We start from the raw sequence: 14,744 nt of genomic DNA, 5'->3' as shown, positions 1-14,744 counted from the left end.
TTTTTCACTTTTATGTAGTGCCTATATGTCCTGATCAGGTGGTTGTGTATCGCTGTGTAAGATCGCCAGCGAAAATACACACCGATACAAACCCGTTACGCCTGCCAGTTTTTTCGGTGAGCCGGTGCGCCAAGAGGCGAACTGGTTGCACCGCCATCGACGACAATCTCGGCGCCTACGACATTCGAAGAGTCGCTGGAGGCGAGGAACAAAGCGACGGTGGCCACTTCGTCAGCTTCGCCTATGCGACCGAGCGGGATCGTAGTGTTCAGTTTTTCCTCCAGCGCATCCATTCCCACTTTCACCGTGTGCGGGTTCCATACCGGTGTGCGCGCCGCACCGGGGGTAATCTGGTTGACGCGAATGCCACGCGGGGCAAACTCTGCGGCCATCACACGGGTCATGGAACGAACGGCGCCCTTGCTCGCTGCATACGCGCTGTAACCAGGCCATCCCATCACGGCGTGAACCGAGCCGTTCAAAATGATCGAGGCACCTGGGTTGAGGTGCGGTTCGGCTGCCTGCACGGTAAAAAACGTGCCGGTGAGGTTGGTCTGGATGATGTTCTGGAACGTTTCAAATGTGGTGCCGCCAACCGGGGTCTGCCCGGCAATTCCAGCGTTGGCGAACACAATGTCGAGCTTGCCAAATACCGCGACGGCTTCTGCTACGGCGCGCTCGATCTCTTTAACATCGGTCAGGTCCGCCTTGATCGCCAACAGGTTTGGACCCAGCGCTTCCCGGGCTTCATCCAGGGTTTTTTGACTGCGACCGGTGATCGCCACTTTTGCGCCTTCAGCGATGAACAGTTTGGCGGTGGCCAGGCCGAGGCCACTGTTGCCGCCGGTGATGAATGCAGTTTTTCCAGCCAGTTTCATTGGGAATCTCCTACGGTTTTATCATGCAACCATTGAGGGCGAAATCACTGTGCGTCTGACACAGGGTATCGCTCGAAATCGGGTTGTCGGTTTCATAATGAAACCGATGGAAGTGATTTTTACCAGCGTAGGTTGTATTATGCAACCACCTGCCATCTGACTGATTTGCGTCAGCGTTGGCACCTTTTTGTCGGAGGTTCGTTTACGTGAAGCGCAAAAGCTTGCAGGGCAGTCCCTGTCCGGTCGCTCGGTCCCTGGATCTGATTGGCGACTGGTGGTCCTTGTTGATCATTCGTGATGCGCTGTCTGGCACGCGACGCTTCAGTGACTTTCAGAAAAGCCTGAATGTCGCGAAGAACATTCTGAGTGCCCGCCTCAAAGGCCTGGTGGCAGAGGGTGTAATGCGCATGGAACCGGCGACTGACGGGAGCATTTACAAGGAGTATGTGCTGACCGAAAAGGGCAGGGCCTTGCAGACTGTCCTGATTGCCCTGTCCCAGTGGGGTAACGAGTTTTTGTACGAGCCCGGCGAAGCGGGATCCGTCATGGTCGACGCAAAGGATCGTCAGCCAATCCAGAAACTGCAGCTGGTTTCAACGGACGGACGAGCACTCAAGCCAGAAGACATCGTGACCAAGTTCGGCGTACCGCACTGACGTGCGTCCGCGGTTGTATCCGAACGTATCCCCGGCGCCAGTCGTTACCTGGGCATACAAAACCATGCTGTTCTCGACACTTGCGCGATACACCGCGACCTCGTAATGAAGCCACCGCAACCGCGGCATTCATTGGAGAATTGCGATGTCCCGTATCACATCCCGTCACACCGCAGGCCTGCTTGGCATCGCCCTGGCTGCCGCTGTATCACTCAACGCGTTCGCGGCTGAAGAAGCAAAAGCGCCCGCGCAAGCCGCTCCGGCAAAAAGCTGGCAGACAGGCCTTCACCGTACGGACCTGGTGCGCCAGGACCTCGACATTTCCAAGGGTGAGGTGATTCAGGTGCGGGTCGATTTCGACCCGGGCGTTGTATCCCCCAAGCATTCGCATCCTGGCGTGGAAGTCGCCTACGTGATCTCGGGCACGTTTGAGTATCAACTAGAAGGACGGGCGCCAGTGACGCTCAAAGCCGGCGACTCCTTGTACATCCCCGCAGGCACCGTGCATGTTGCGAAGAACATCGGTGACGGTAAGGCCTCGGAGCTGGCGACCTACCTCGTGAAAAAAGACACACCGCTGCTGATCCTTAAAGACTAAGCGATAGCCGCCCGATGCACGGCATCGGGCGGCTTCACTTAAACCGAGTCTTCAGATCCCGCCTGTTTCCCCCGGCCAACCGGCCTGACGCAAGGCCTTGAGCAGTGTTTTTGCGTCCAGACCCGGCACCGTGTGGCCGTTACCTTCAGTTGTTTCAGCGGCCAGCACGGCGTTGATGATCGCTTCCTCCACTGCTTCCGTCGCGGCCAAAAACAACTCGCTGATGTGGTCGTTGTTGACCATGCTCAGGTTGTCGCAAGTGGACGCACCTTTGCCTTCATAAGCGGCCGGTGGCACGTGTTGGTTGCCCGTGGCGAAAGCGATGAAAATGTCGCCGCTGTGGTCTTCGTTGCCGCCGCCGGTACGGGCGAGCCCGAGGCTGGCGCGTTGTGCGAGGCGCGTGCATTGATGCGGCAGCAGCGGTGCATCGGTGGCCAGGCACACGACGATCGAGCCCATGCCCGGATAGGGCAGCGATGCCCTGAGGAACGGTGAGTCTGCCTGTTCCATATAACGCCCGACCGGATAACCATCGACGCGCAACTCATTGCGAATGCCATGGTTGGCCTGGACGATGGCGCCGACGGTCCAGCCGCCTTGAGCCTTGCTCAATTGGCGCGAGGACGTACCAATGCCCCCCTTGAATTCGTGACAGATCATCCCGCTGCCGCCGCCTACCGCGCCTTCAGTCACTGGTCCGCCGACGGCATTTCGCTGGGCCTCGGCCACATGCTCGGGCTTCACATGAAAACCGTTGATGTCGCTGAGCAGGCCGTCGAAGGTCTCCAGCACCACCGGCATGTTCCAGTAAAGTCGCCCGTCATCGGGCTGAGCCTCGCGATCCAAAGCAATCAGCGCATCCCGCACCACGCCCAGGCTGTGGGTGTTGGTGAAGGCGATCGGGCTGGTCAGCAGGCCGGCTTCACGAATCCACTCAAGCCCCGTGGCGTCGCCGTTGCCGTTGAGCACATGGACGCCGGCAAAACACGGTTGCTGATTGGTGGACCCGGCACGCGGTTCGATCAGGGTTACGCCGGTGTGAATGTCGCGGCCACTGGCAGTGCGGCCGCGCACATCGCTGTGGCCGACGCGCACGCCGGGCACATCGGTGATGGCGTTGAGGGGGCCGGGTTGCAGTTGGCCGAACTGGATATTCAAATCGCGGGCACGTGGTTTCATCGTTTCTCTCATCTTCAATTTATTCAAAAATGCGCGGCTGATGCGATCCCTGTAGCAGCTGGCGAAGCCTGCGTTCGGCTGCGAAGCAGTCGTAGAACCGGCTTGCTCTGTCCACCTGACAGACCGAGTGTTCTGAAGACACGACTGCTGCGCAGCCGAACGCAGGCTCCGCCAGCTGCTACAGGTCTCAATGGGATTACTGACCGTTTTTTACTTTGCTCCAGATCCGCGTGCGCACTCGCTCGGTGGCCGGCGGCAACGGCTGCAAGGTGAACAACGTGGCCAGCGCTTCAGCCGACGGATAAACCGCCGGGTTGTTGCGGGTCGCTTCGGCCACCAGCGGTGTCGCGCTGCGGTTGCCGTTGGGGTACGACAGGTGATCGCTGACCGGGGCTATGACTTCGGGGCGCATCAGGTAGTCGATGAAGGCCAGGCCTTGCTCCGGATGCGGTGCGTCCTTGAGCAGCACCAGCGTATCGAACCAGACCGGCGCACCTTCCTTCGGCAGGCTGTAGGCAATCTTCACGCCGTTCCTGGCCTGCTCGGCATTGGTCTTGGCTTCGAGCATCGCGCCGGACCAGCCCACCGCCACGCAGATGTTGCCGTTGGCCAGGTCGCTGATGAACTTCGAGGAGTTGAAGTAGGCGATGTGCGGACGCAGCTTGAGCAACAGCGCTTCGGCCTTTTTGTAGTCTTCGGGGTTGGTGCTGTTGGGTGGCAAGCCCAGGTAGTGCAGGGCGACCGGCAACATCTCCGAGGGCGAGTCGAGCATCGCCACGCCGCACTGGCCGAGCTTGGCCAGGTTCTCTTCGTTGAACACCAGGTCCCAGGAATCCACCGGCGCCTTGTCGCCCAGCGCGGCGCGAACCTTGTCGATGTTGTAGCCGATGCCGTTGGTGCCCCACAGGTATGGCACGGCGTACAGGTTGCCCGGGTCGTTGTTGGCCAGTTTTGCCAGCAGCTCGGTGTCCATGTTCTTGAAGTCCGGCAGCTGCGCGCGGGGCAGTGGCGCCAGGGCGCCGGCCTTGATCAGGGTCGGCAGGCTGAAGTTGCTCGCCACCACCACGTCGTATCCGCTGCGGCTGGTCAGCAATTTGCCTTCCAGCACTTCGGCGCTGTCGAAGGTGTCGTAGACCGGCTCGATACCGGTGTCGCGCTTGAAGTCGTGCAGGGTGGTGGGACCGATGTAGTCATACCAGTTGTAGACATGAACCGTGGGCCCCTCGGCAGCCACCGCCGACAGCGAAACGCACAAACAGGCGCTCAGTCCAAGATTGATCTGTTGACGGCGACGACTCATGATGCGGCACTCCTGGCCTGCTGCAGGCCGGTGATGAACAGGTGCTTGCAGCGTATCGGCAGGCGGGGGACACACCCATTCCCATCATGGGTTACTCGAAAGGGGTAGTGCGTGGACGCGTTGTTGAAAGAGTTGCCGGTGCACCAGGGGCTGGCGCGGGTATTTGGCGGGTTGGGCCAGGACGGTTTCTGGCGCGCGCTGGTCGACACGCTGCGCCTGCTGGTGCCGCTGGACAATGCGTTGGTGGCGGTGATGCGGGCGGGGCGAGTGCCACGTTTGCTGATCGATTTCGACTCTAAAGGTAGTCAAACCGAACACGAAGAACTGGCGCACTACAGCGCTGGCATGTACCTGCTCGATCCCTTTTACCAGGCGGCTTGTGCCGGCATCGCCGATGGCTTGCACAGCCTCGACTCGGTGGCCCCCGACCAGTTTCAACAGAGCGAGTACTACCTGAGTTACTTCCGTTCGGTGGTGGGCGCAGACGAGTTGCAATTCATGGTCAACATCGACGGTGCCGTGCTCGGTTTATCGCTGGGGCGCTCGACGTGTTTTACCCTCGAAGAGCAGGGGCGTTTGCTGTGTGTGCGGGATTGGGTGCTGTCGGCAATGCGCCGGCATTCGCAGTTGATGCCGCCGCAAGGCACCACTGCCGAGGCCGTGGCCGGCGATCTGGCAACCCTGCTGGATCGCTTCGACGCGCGATTGTCCGTGCGCGAAGTCGAAACGGCTCGACTGATTCTCCAGGGCTTCTCAAGCAAAGCCATCGCCCAGCAAATGGGAATCTCCCCGGAGACGGTGAAAGTGCATCGGCGCAATCTCTATCACAAGCTCAACGTGAACGGTCACAGCGAGCTGTTTGCGCTGGTGTTGCAGCCGCGTTGATCCGAGGCCGCCCACCGATCTTGGGTCCGCTACAGATCCCTGTGGGAGCGGGCTTGCCCGCGATGGCAGTGTAATTGACGAAATCAATGTTGGATCTGACGGCCTCATCGCGGGCAAGCCCGCTCCCACAGTGAACAGCACTTAGCTCCCGAGTTTGAACACCAGCGCCTTCAACCCGCACTCAACATCGGCATCCGGAAACTCTGGCGGATTCTCCAACCGCTGCTCGAAACGCAGGCTCGGTGCTTCTCGCTCGACGCCGTCGATCAGGAAGTCCGCGCCAAACGCCGGGTCGTTCATGCACGCCAGCACTGTCCCTTCGGGGCTGAGCAACTCCGGCAGCCGACGCAACACCCGCTGGTAATCCTTGGTCAGCAGAAAACTGCCTTTCTGAAAGGATGGCGGGTCGATGATCACCAGGTCATAAGGCCCTTTGCCGATCACCTTGCCCCAGGACTTGAACAAGTCATGGCCGAGAAAACTCACCTTGCTCATGTCGTGGCCATTGAGCCGATGGTTGTCGCGACCACGGTTCAGGGCCGGGCTGGACATGTCCAGGTTGACCACGTGCTCGGCGCCACCCTCGATGGCGGCGACCGAAAAACCGCAGGTGTAGGCGAACAGATTCAACACGCGCTTGCCCTCGGCATTCGCTCGCACCCAGTCGCGGCCGTAGCGCATGTCGAGGAACAGTCCGGTATTCTGCTTGCGGCCCAGGTCCACGCGATAACGCAGGCCGCCCTCGGTGATGATCAATTCTTCGATCGCGTCCCCAAGCAGCCATTCGGTGGTGCTTTGCAGCAGGTAGCGGTGTTGCAGCAACAGAGTCTTCGCCCCTGATTTTTGCCACTGCGCCGTTTCCGTGATCACCATCAGCAACTGCTTCAATGCTTCCAGCTGCGCTGCTTCAGGTTCCTTGAACAGCGACACCAGCACCACGCCCTGCAGCCAGTCAACGGTCACTTGTTCCAGCCCGGGCCAGCAACGACCCCGGCCATGGAACAGCCGACGGGTTTCTGCGGGTGCATCAGCCAGGGCCGTCAGCAAATGATCGTGAAGGGTGGAGAGAGCGTCAGCGTTCATCGGGCAGGGCCAGCAGTCTGAGGGGGCGGCATTTTACACAATTGTGGGTTGGCGAACGGCTGCGATGGTCGGGATGTACTCACAAATTTCAAGACACGCGTATCAAAAATGAATTTCCGCCGAGTCCGCTGCTCCTACCTGTAGGCAGCGGATTTGAGCCCGCGAAATCATTTAGGCAATCAGGGAGTGGCAAAGTCATGTTTCCAAAAACGACCGCGGGCGAGCATCTTCCTGACGGGTTGATTCTGGTGGTTGAAGATGACCCGCTGATTCTTGAATTTCTCTGCGAAATTCTTCAGGAGGAAGGCTTCAAGGTTGAACCGCACGTCAGCGCCGACGCCGCGTCGCAGTATCTGGAGTTGCACGCGAATGAGGTGGGACTGTTGCTCACGGACATCACCATGCCCGGCAAACTCAATGGCGCGGACCTTGCCAACCAGTTCGGCGATCGCTGGCCGGACAAGCCGATCATGATCATGTCCGGATATGAAACTCCCGAAAGCTCCGGGGTGCGGCATGAAGTGTCGTTCATCAAGAAACCCTGGGCGTTGGGACAACTGCTGGATAGTGTCGAAGAGGCCTTCAGGTCGCGACGGTCCGCGTAGGTCGTGTACATTGACGGACCTGCCTGACACTCGAAGGAAGTTAATCCTTGTCCGCCAACGACTCCGTTTTTAATACGCCGTATCGCGCGTTCCTGTTTGACATGGACGGCACCGTCCTCAATTCCATCGCCGCTGCCGAGCGGATCTGGACCACCTGGGCCGTGCGCCACGGGGTGGATGTCGAATCCTTCCTGCCAACCATTCACGGCGCCCGCGCCATCGACACCATTAACCGTCTGGCGTTGCCCGGGGTGGATGCCGAGGCCGAGGCCAACTGGATTACCGAAGCGGAAATCGAAGACGTGGAGGGGATTGTCGAGGTGGCCGGTGCGGCGGATTTCCTCAAGTCTTTGCCAGCCAAGCAATGGGCGATCGTGACCTCTGCACCGAAGGCGCTGGCGTTGCGGCGGATGGCGGCAGCGGGGATTCCCGAACCCGATGTCATGGTCACGGCCGAAGAGGTCAGCGCTGGCAAACCGGATCCTGCGGGCTATCGACTGGCGGCTAAACGGTTAGGTGTCGAGGTGACCGATTGCCTGATCTTTGAAGATGCCACGGTGGGGATTCTTGCTGCGGAAGCGGCAGGGGCGGACCTTGTGATCATCACTTCGACCCACGACCATCCGATTCAGACGGAGCATGCGACGCTGGCCGGCTATGACATGGTCGCGGCGCAAGTAGATACCGACAACCATATCCGCCTGCACCCACTCTAATGTGGGAGTGAGCCTGCTCGCGATAGCGGTCTTTCAGTCAAATAATTGCTGGATGTGCCGACGCTATCGCGAGCAGGCTCGCTCCCACATTTGGATTGTGTTTATTCAGTACAACCCGGGGATCAACCGCCAACTCCGGGCGCAATAAGCCTCATATTTACTCCCGAACTGCGCCTTCAATAGCGCCTCTTCCGAGTGAATCCGCGCAATCAGCGGGATCACCGTCAGCGCCGCCAGCAACAACCCGACCCCCGAGCGAAACGCCAGCGCCCAACCTGCGTGGATGGACCCCTTCGAGGTGGCGATGCAAAGGCTGATGCCACTGGCTTTGGCCGATGGCGTGGCCCTACGGCTGATGCCGCTGTATCAAGCGGTCGACCTGCAGGCAGCGCTTCCCGCACGCTAATACTCACGCCGTCATCTGCGACCTGGCATTGCGTCGAATCACCTGCGGCGGCTGGCCGAACGCCCGAAGGAAGGCTTCGCGCATGCGGCGCCGGTCGGTGAAACCGGCCTCAGCGGCGATCTGGTCAAGGGTCAGGCGCCCGCGTTCGAGCATCTGCCGCGCCGCTTCCAGACGCAGGTTTTCAATGGCCTTGGCCGGGGACTGCCCGGTCTCGGCGCGAAAGGTCCGACTGAACTGCCTTGGACTGAGGCGTGCCACTTCCGCCAGTTGCTCCACCGACAACGCGGATGTCAGGTGTTCCCGGGCATAGCCGAGGACGGTCTGGATACGGTCGGATTTGGGCTCCAGTTCCAGCAAGGCCGAATGCTGCGACTGGCCGCCAGCGCGGCGATGGTACATCACCAGTTTCTGTGCAACGGACCGGGCCAGTTCAGCGCCATGGTCCTTTTCGACCATGGCCAGCGCCAGGTCGATGCCGGCGGTCATGCCGGCGGAGGTCCAGATGGAACCGTCGATCACGTAGATTCGGTCCTCTTCCACCTTGATCGATGGAAAGCGCGCTTGCAGATCCCGCGCATACGCCCAATGCGTGGTGGCGCGCCGTCCGTCGAGCAGACCGGCCTGGGCCAGCACGAACGCCCCCGAACAGATCGACGCCGTGCGCCGTGCGGTTTTTACGCTGTCGCGCAAGTACGCCAACACACCCTCGGGCGCCTGCTCGAGAATCGAATCGCCGCCGACCACGATTACGGTGTCGAACACCTGCTCATCAAACGCCTGGGTACCGACGCTCAAACCGCCGGAAGCCCGCAGGGAACGGCCATCTTCGGAGATCACGCTGACCTCATAAAGCGCTTCACCGGCGCTGAAGTTGGCGTACTCGAACACCGGCATGGCCGCCAGCGCCATGGACTGGAACCCCTCGAAAACCACAAACGCCACGGAAGTCATGATGAAGCCCTCGAAAAGCCAGTGTCCGAAAAACGTACTTTAAACGTCATTTGAGACGAGCGGGAGTCAATTTATAACGGTTCACACCCGGCGACCTTATCGCCTCACTGTGAAGGAAATTGAACATGGCTCTCTCATCCAAAGGCACCGCATTGATCACTGGCGCTTCTTCGGGCATCGGCGCGGTCTATGCCGACCGTCTCGCGCGGCAGGGTTTCGACCTGATTCTGGTCGCCCGCAGCCACGGCAAACTCAACGCCCTGGCCAACCACTTGAGCAACGAAACCGGCCGCGCCGTGGAAGTGGTCGGCGCCGACCTCAAAGACAAGGCCGACCTGCTGCGGGTGGAAAGCATTCTGCGCAACGATGCGAGCATCACCTTGCTGGTCAACAATGCCGGTGTTGGCGGTGTGATGCCGTTGCTTGGAAGCCCGGTGGACGCCATGGAGGACATGATCACCCTCAACGTCACTGCGCTGATGCGTCTTTCTTATGCCGTGGTGCCTGGCTTCGTTGCACGGGGCGCCGGCACCTTGATCAACATTTCCTCCATCGTCGCCATCGCTCCGGAAATCCTCAATGGCGTTTATGGCGGGAGCAAGGCGTTTGTGCTGAGCCTGAGCCAATCGATGCATCACGAACTGGCCGACAAAGGCATTCGCATCCAGGCGGTGTTGCCCGGCGCCACCGCCACCGACTTCTGGAGCGAGGCGGGCAACCCGGTGGAGAACCTGCCGCAAGAGATCGTGATGTCCGCCGAGGACATGGTCGATGCCGCGCTGGTCGGGTTGGCGCAAGGGGAAGTGGTGACCATCCCGGGGCTGCACGAGGTCGAAAAATGGGACGCTTACGAGGCTCAGCGCCAAGTGCTGTCCGGCTCGTTTGGTCACTCATCGGCGGCCCCGCGCTACCGGTAAGTCCATTACCCCAGGGGGCAGGGTGAACTAAGCTTGGATAAGGACTGTTCACCACCGGCTTGGCGAAACCTCGACAAGCCGGTGCTGCCCAAGGGAGCACACAATGCTTCACATCAGAACGCCCTTGATTCTGCACCCAGGCCTGTCAACGCCGACCCGGCGTATCTGGCTCAAGCTGGAAAACCTGCAACCCAGCGGCTCGTTCAAACTGCGTGGCATGGGCCTTTTGTGCAGTCAGGCAAAGGCCCAGGGCAAGCGCAAAGTCGTCTGTCCTTCCGGTGGCAACGCCGGTTTTGCCACCGCCATGGCCGCCGCTGCCCTCGGGCTCAAAGCCTGCATTATCGTGCCGCACACCACCCCGGAAACCACCCGCGCCAGGATCAGGAAAACCGGCGCTGAGGTGATCGTTCACGGCAAAGTCTGGGACGAGGCCAATCAACGGGCCAAAGAGCTTTCACAGGATGCGGATACCGAATACGTGCCAGCCTTCGATCATCCCGTGTTGTGGGAAGGGCACAGCACCCTGATTGATGAAGTCCTTGAGGATTGTCCCCAGGTCGATGCAATGGTGACGTCGGTGGGCGGCGGAGGATTGCTGGCGGGCCTGCTGACTGGATTGATCCGACACAACCGCATGGATTGCCGGATCATTACGTGCGAAACCCAAGGCGCGGCGTCCTTCGCTGCGGCTATCGAGGCTGGACATCCCGTCAGGTTGGCGCGCATCGACACCGTCGCGACATCGCTGGGCGCTGCAAAAGTGGCGGCATGGCCGGTGCAGCACCTCCTCGATTTTCCTTACGAATGTGTGGTGCTTAGTGATGACGAGGCGATCATGGGTGTTGTGCGTTACGCAAACGACCTGCGCCAGTTGGTCGAACCGGCGTGCGGTGTTTCATTGGCAGTGGCGTACCTGGACCATCCGGCGATCGCCGCAGCCCATGACGTGGTGATTGTGGTGTGTGGCGGGGTCAGCATCAGCGCGCAGCTGGTGGCCGGGTGGGCGCGCTTGCCCGCGGGGTGAAGCAAGGCAGGGCTGCACACTCTCCGGCTGTCGCGAGCCCCACCGTTAATTTTTAAACCTTCATTGGCCGGCAGCAACGCCTTCCCGGATCAGGATGGCTCTAGCCAGTTCTTCGTCGCTGGCTTTGAGTCCGGGATTTTCCTGGCGAATCTGATTCAACACCGACTCCAGGTACACACCGCGAATCGTACCGCCACTGGCAACGAAGCTGGAGGCGTCATCGCGGGCGGGAATCGCCAGTTTGTGGTCCTTGAACGTCGAGTACAGCGATGCGGAAACCCCCGCAGAGGTGGCGACATCGCCTGCGTCCACTTTGGCGAAGGCCGAACCGAAGGGCAAACACAACATGAATGAAGAAATGATAATCAGACGGCGCATAGCAATGTCCTCTGAAGCGTGAAGCAAAAAGGGAGTACCTCACATTTAGGATGCTTGGCGCACGTCAGGAGTTCCCTGTGGGTGCGTTATCCGCGCCCGATACCGTTCAAAATCGCAGCGTTGCCCCGGTGGTCAGCCACTGATCACGTTCCCCCGTCAGGTTGCGTCCCACCACCAGATCGACATCGATACGCTTACCGATATGCAACCTCGGCCCGGCCTGCCACGCCTGTTCGCCGCCTTGTTGGCCATAGCGTTCAGCGATCAGCGTCAGGGAACGGGCCAGGTCGTATTCGACGCCGGTGCCCCAGGTCCAGCGATGGTTTTGCTCGCCGTCGTCATAGGCGTGGGACCAGCCGGCATTGAGGTTCAGGCGCAGGTTTTCGAGCGGCTGGTAGGTGAAAGGCAGGTTCAGGTCGGCGCCATCGAAAGCATGGCCCCGATTGAAGGCAAAGTGCGCTGAACCCGCCAGTGCCAGCTCAAGGCCAAGGTCATCCCGAGCGAATATTTGTGTCTTGAATTGCGGGCTCAACTGCGTTTCCGAGTCCCCGTCATCGCGGCTGTGTTGCACGGCGGCGCCGAGTTGCACGTTGGGCAGACCCTTGAACGTGCAGTCCTGTGACACCACGCTGTTGCTGGCTGAACTGTGCCGACCGTTTTGGTACCAAGCGTCGATGTTGCATTCGCCGGGCGCATTGATTCCGGCGTCATCCACTGCATACGCACCGCCGGCAGCGTTGGCGCTGGAGATGATGCTGAGCAACGCAATCAGGCCCAGGGTGAGGCTGACGAACATCAGATTTCGCCGCAGGCGCCGGCCTTGAGCGGCTGGCAGACTGCGCACGAAGGACGCGAATAGACGAGTGGGTTTTTGCATGAGTGTTACCTCGAAGTTTTTTGATGGCCCCAGCCGTACCGCGGTCCTGTAGCAGCTGCCGAGCAGCGCGAGGCTGCGTTCGGCTGCGCAGCAGTCGTAAAACCTGAGATTGCGGTACTTCAGGAAGAACGCGTCAGCCGGACTTACGACTGCTTCGCAGCCGAACGCAGCCTCGCGCTGCTCGGCAGCTGCTACAGGACCGTGTTGTGGCTGAGATCCTCTACCGATAAGGTTTGCAAACCGGCCGCCCGGGCCTGGGCGACCAGTTCTTCGGTGTCTTCGCCGCCGGGCAGGGCGATCACCACGTCCGGTCGGCTGTCGAGCAACATGAAGCGATTGCGCAGGCGTTCGGCCGACTTGCCGTGGCGCTGCCAGTTGGGTGGGTAGCGCACGATGTCGGCGCCGTGTTCCCGCGCCCATTCTTCGATGTCGCCACCCAGGTATTGATTGCCGCCATGGATCAGCACGCGCACCGGGTGCATGCGCTGAAAGGCGTCGAGCACGCGCCGACACAGACGGCTGTCGGTGTAATGGCGACCCGCGCAGATCAAGAGGCGCATGACGGGTTTTCCTTGGTCAGGTCGGTGTTCTCGACCGGTTGTTCACCGGCACGCTCCAGCAGTGGATAGCCCAGGGCGGCGATGTGGTGATGCACGCGGCGGTAGTCACGCAGGACTCGCTGGAAGATGTCGCCGGACTCGGCCCAGGTGTTTTTGTCTTCCTGCAACTTGCGAAAATGCTCGCGGCTGGCGTGCGCTTCGAGCCTTCTGACGGTCTCCTTGCGATGGATCAAGTGGTGCGCGGTTGGAATGTCTTCGCGCAGGAATACGGTGATCGCCAGGCTCAGGCTTTCCAGCAACGCGTCGTGCAGCGGCGCAATGTTGCCCAGCTCGAAGGCCGAGAATTGTTCGCCACGGCGCAAGCGGCGCATGGCCAACTGCGTCAGGCTGCTGGAAAGAATGTCCGCGGCATGTTCCAGGTTGATCACGAACAGCAGGATTTCCTGGGAGCGATCGGCATCGCTGTCACTGATGCCTTCCTTGCCGATGTCTGCCAGATAAGCGCGAATGGCCGCGCCCAGCAGGTCCAGGGATTGATCGATGCGTCGCACGTCATCGGCACAGGCCGGCGCCGAGGTGTGGAACAGCTGCACCAACCGGCCGAGCATCGCCGAGAGCATGTCAGCCATGCGCAGGGCTTCGCGGGCGGCGTTTGACAGGCCGATGTTGGCGACTTCCAGACCCGCTTCGTCGAGGTAGTGCGGCATGCCCGGATCGACATCCCGCTCCGGCGCCGGCAACACATGGGTCAGCCATTTGGCGAGCACATCGGTCAAGCCGATGAATACCAGCGCCAGCAGCAGATTGAAACCCGTGTGCAGTGACACCACCAGCACCGACGGCTCCAGCTTCAGCTCGGCCAGAAGTCCGGCAAATGGCAGCACCACCAGGGCGCCGACCGCCCGCACCAGTAGATTGCCCAGCGGCAAACGTCGGCCGACGCTGGAACCGGCATTGATCACCGAAGGCAGCGCACCGCCAATGTTCACACCCAGGACCAGCGCGACGATGGTGTTCGCCGACAACAGGCCGGTGGCGGCCAGCGAGACGATCAGCAACACCACGGCGACGCTGGAATGACACAGCCACGTGAGGATCAGCGCCACCAGCAGCGCAATCAGCAAATCGCCGTCCAGGCTCTGCATGATCAACTGGAAGACCGGCGCGCCTTCGACTTCCGCCAGTGTCGAGCCGAGCATGCGCAGGGCCAGCAACATCAGCCCCAGACCGATCAGCGCACAGCCAACGCTTTCGTAGCGTGAGTCATCGCGCAGCCGGAACACCATCAAACCCGCGAGCAACACGATGGGCGTGAGGATTGAAACGTCGACGCTGAGCAGTTGCACCACCAGGGTCGAGCCGATATTGGCGCCGAGCATCACCGCCAGCGCGGGCGCCAGCCCCAGGGTGCCGGCGGCCGTGAACGACGTCGCCATCAGGCTGACGGCGGTGCTGCTTTGCAAGATGCCGGTGATGCCGATGCCCGAAAGCAGCGCCATCCAGCGGTTGTTCAGGTTGTGGCCCAGCCACTGGCGCAGCGGCGTGCCGAAGCCGCGCAACAACGCCGAAGAAATCATGTGAGTGCCCCACAGCAAGAGTGCAATGGCGCCTGCGAGGTTGATCAGTAGAGTAGTTCCCGACATCAGGACTCTCCCTTTTTCGATAGGGTTAAGCACATTCCCCTGTGGGAGCGAGCCTGCTCGCGATAGCGGTGGATCAGTCGACATCTCT

Annotated in this window: 16 protein-coding genes and 1 pseudogene; 7 read left to right on the top strand and 10 right to left on the bottom strand. The window is 60.7% G+C overall.

The features are described 5' to 3' along the window. Positions 1 to 95: 95 nt before the first annotated feature. Entirely contained in the window at positions 96 to 878 is a 783-nt protein-coding gene (locus ACA060_RS15975; RefSeq protein ID WP_109632214.1) for an SDR family NAD(P)-dependent oxidoreductase, read from the bottom strand. Positions 879 to 1,084: 206 nt separating this feature from the next. Between ACA060_RS15975 and ACA060_RS15970 the strand changes: the two genes are divergently transcribed. Next, positions 1,085 to 1,534 carry a winged helix-turn-helix transcriptional regulator gene (locus ACA060_RS15970; protein ID WP_497311743.1) on the top strand — a complete coding sequence of 150 codons (450 nt, stop codon included), beginning with the start codon at positions 1,085 to 1,087 and terminating at the stop codon, positions 1,532 to 1,534. Between the two features lie 145 nt (positions 1,535 to 1,679). Continuing rightward, positions 1,680 to 2,132: a cupin domain-containing protein gene (locus ACA060_RS15965; protein WP_497311742.1), complete on the top strand. Its 453-nt coding sequence runs from the start codon at positions 1,680 to 1,682 to the stop codon at positions 2,130 to 2,132. Positions 2,133 to 2,183: 51 nt separating this feature from the next. Here the strand turns inward: ACA060_RS15965 and ACA060_RS15960 are convergent, their stop codons facing one another. Both ACA060_RS15960 and ACA060_RS15955 read right to left on the bottom strand, forming a co-directional pair. Beyond that, positions 2,184 to 3,311: a DmpA family aminopeptidase gene (locus ACA060_RS15960; RefSeq protein ID WP_497311741.1), complete on the bottom strand. Its 1,128-nt coding sequence runs from the start codon at positions 3,309 to 3,311 to the stop codon at positions 2,184 to 2,186. A gap of 196 nt (positions 3,312 to 3,507) precedes the next feature. Further along, entirely contained in the window at positions 3,508 to 4,611 is a 1,104-nt protein-coding gene (locus ACA060_RS15955) for an extracellular solute-binding protein (RefSeq protein ID WP_497311740.1), read from the bottom strand. A 111-nt stretch (positions 4,612 to 4,722) separates the two neighbouring features. Between ACA060_RS15955 and ACA060_RS15950 the strand changes: the two genes are divergently transcribed. Then, complete coding sequence (locus ACA060_RS15950; RefSeq protein WP_497311739.1) at positions 4,723 to 5,496, top strand: helix-turn-helix transcriptional regulator; 774 nt, start codon at positions 4,723 to 4,725, stop codon at positions 5,494 to 5,496. A gap of 141 nt (positions 5,497 to 5,637) precedes the next feature. Here ACA060_RS15950 and ACA060_RS15945 read toward each other — a convergent pair whose 3' ends face one another. Continuing rightward, positions 5,638 to 6,579, bottom strand: coding sequence for a class I SAM-dependent methyltransferase (locus ACA060_RS15945; RefSeq protein ID WP_497311738.1), 942 nt, complete (start codon positions 6,577 to 6,579; stop codon positions 5,638 to 5,640). A 197-nt stretch (positions 6,580 to 6,776) separates the two neighbouring features. On the opposite strand from ACA060_RS15945, the gene ACA060_RS15940 reads away from it, so the two are divergent. Together ACA060_RS15940 and ACA060_RS15935 are read left to right on the top strand one after the other, a co-directional pair. Then, positions 6,777 to 7,184, top strand: a complete 408-nt coding sequence (locus ACA060_RS15940) for a response regulator (protein WP_497311737.1) — start codon at positions 6,777 to 6,779, stop codon at positions 7,182 to 7,184. 47 nt (positions 7,185 to 7,231) lie between these two features. Continuing rightward, positions 7,232 to 7,900: an HAD-IA family hydrolase gene (locus ACA060_RS15935; protein ID WP_497311736.1), complete on the top strand. Its 669-nt coding sequence runs from the start codon at positions 7,232 to 7,234 to the stop codon at positions 7,898 to 7,900. Between the two features lie 105 nt (positions 7,901 to 8,005). On the opposite strand, the pseudogene ACA060_RS15930 reads toward ACA060_RS15935, so the two are convergent. Together ACA060_RS15930 and ACA060_RS15925 are read right to left on the bottom strand one after the other, a co-directional pair. After that, positions 8,006 to 8,176: pseudogene (locus ACA060_RS15930) on the bottom strand (methyltransferase family protein); the annotation flags it as partial. A gap of 133 nt (positions 8,177 to 8,309) precedes the next feature. Continuing rightward, the gene (locus ACA060_RS15925; RefSeq protein ID WP_497311735.1) at positions 8,310 to 9,257 is read right to left on the bottom strand and encodes a GlxA family transcriptional regulator; all 948 of its coding nucleotides are present in this window, start codon (positions 9,255 to 9,257) and stop codon (positions 8,310 to 8,312) included. A 125-nt stretch (positions 9,258 to 9,382) separates the two neighbouring features. Here ACA060_RS15925 and ACA060_RS15920 point away from each other — a divergent pair, with 125 nt between their 5' ends. Together ACA060_RS15920 and ACA060_RS15915 are read left to right on the top strand one after the other, a co-directional pair. Then, the gene (locus tag ACA060_RS15920) at positions 9,383 to 10,174 is read left to right on the top strand and encodes an SDR family NAD(P)-dependent oxidoreductase (protein ID WP_497311734.1); all 792 of its coding nucleotides are present in this window, start codon (positions 9,383 to 9,385) and stop codon (positions 10,172 to 10,174) included. A 103-nt stretch (positions 10,175 to 10,277) separates the two neighbouring features. Beyond that, positions 10,278 to 11,198, top strand: coding sequence for a pyridoxal-phosphate dependent enzyme (locus ACA060_RS15915; protein ID WP_497311733.1), 921 nt, complete (start codon positions 10,278 to 10,280; stop codon positions 11,196 to 11,198). 60 nt (positions 11,199 to 11,258) lie between these two features. Here the strand turns inward: ACA060_RS15915 and ACA060_RS15910 are convergent, their stop codons facing one another. The 4 genes from ACA060_RS15910 to ACA060_RS15895 form a co-directional block, all read right to left on the bottom strand. Continuing rightward, the gene (locus ACA060_RS15910) at positions 11,259 to 11,576 is read right to left on the bottom strand and encodes a DUF2388 domain-containing protein (protein WP_109632186.1); all 318 of its coding nucleotides are present in this window, start codon (positions 11,574 to 11,576) and stop codon (positions 11,259 to 11,261) included. Between the two features lie 106 nt (positions 11,577 to 11,682). Continuing rightward, positions 11,683 to 12,453 (bottom strand): PA4824 family protein, encoded by a 771-nt coding sequence (locus ACA060_RS15905; RefSeq protein WP_497311732.1) that lies wholly within the window; start codon positions 12,451 to 12,453, stop codon positions 11,683 to 11,685. 191 nt (positions 12,454 to 12,644) lie between these two features. Beyond that, the gene (locus ACA060_RS15900; RefSeq protein WP_497311731.1) at positions 12,645 to 13,013 is read right to left on the bottom strand and encodes a DUF2493 domain-containing protein; all 369 of its coding nucleotides are present in this window, start codon (positions 13,011 to 13,013) and stop codon (positions 12,645 to 12,647) included. Continuing rightward, a complete protein-coding gene (locus ACA060_RS15895) occupies positions 13,001 to 14,656 on the bottom strand; it encodes a Na/Pi cotransporter family protein (RefSeq protein WP_497311730.1) in 1,656 nt (551 codons plus the stop codon). The genes ACA060_RS15900 and ACA060_RS15895 overlap by 13 nt, the downstream gene beginning before the upstream one ends. Between the last annotated feature and the right edge of the window lie 88 nt (positions 14,657 to 14,744).

This window comes from Pseudomonas sp. LBUM1671 (genome assembly GCF_059695685.1).
This window is presented reverse-complemented; position numbering and strand designations above follow the sequence as displayed.

What these genes read in the sequence shown, in the direction of transcription:
- ACA060_RS15975 (WP_109632214.1), bottom strand. Translation starts at nt 878, where the DNA reads ATGAAACTGGCTGGAAAAACTGCATTCATCACCGGCGGCAACAGTGGC.
- ACA060_RS15965 (WP_497311742.1), top strand. Translation starts at nt 1,680, where the DNA reads ATGTCCCGTATCACATCCCGTCACACCGCAGGCCTGCTTGGCATCGCC.
- ACA060_RS15960 (WP_497311741.1), bottom strand. Translation starts at nt 3,311, where the DNA reads ATGAAACCACGTGCCCGCGATTTGAATATCCAGTTCGGCCAACTGCAA.
- ACA060_RS15955 (WP_497311740.1), bottom strand. Translation starts at nt 4,611, where the DNA reads ATGAGTCGTCGCCGTCAACAGATCAATCTTGGACTGAGCGCCTGTTTG.
- ACA060_RS15945 (WP_497311738.1), bottom strand. Translation starts at nt 6,579, where the DNA reads ATGAACGCTGACGCTCTCTCCACCCTTCACGATCATTTGCTGACGGCC.
- ACA060_RS15940 (WP_497311737.1), top strand. Translation starts at nt 6,777, where the DNA reads ATGTTTCCAAAAACGACCGCGGGCGAGCATCTTCCTGACGGGTTGATT.
- ACA060_RS15925 (WP_497311735.1), bottom strand. Translation starts at nt 9,257, where the DNA reads ATGACTTCCGTGGCGTTTGTGGTTTTCGAGGGGTTCCAGTCCATGGCG.
- ACA060_RS15920 (WP_497311734.1), top strand. Translation starts at nt 9,383, where the DNA reads ATGGCTCTCTCATCCAAAGGCACCGCATTGATCACTGGCGCTTCTTCG.
- ACA060_RS15915 (WP_497311733.1), top strand. Translation starts at nt 10,278, where the DNA reads ATGCTTCACATCAGAACGCCCTTGATTCTGCACCCAGGCCTGTCAACG.
- ACA060_RS15910 (WP_109632186.1), bottom strand. Translation starts at nt 11,576, where the DNA reads ATGCGCCGTCTGATTATCATTTCTTCATTCATGTTGTGTTTGCCCTTC.
- ACA060_RS15905 (WP_497311732.1), bottom strand. Translation starts at nt 12,453, where the DNA reads ATGCAAAAACCCACTCGTCTATTCGCGTCCTTCGTGCGCAGTCTGCCA.
- ACA060_RS15900 (WP_497311731.1), bottom strand. Translation starts at nt 13,013, where the DNA reads ATGCGCCTCTTGATCTGCGCGGGTCGCCATTACACCGACAGCCGTCTG.
- ACA060_RS15895 (WP_497311730.1), bottom strand. Translation starts at nt 14,656, where the DNA reads ATGTCGGGAACTACTCTACTGATCAACCTCGCAGGCGCCATTGCACTC.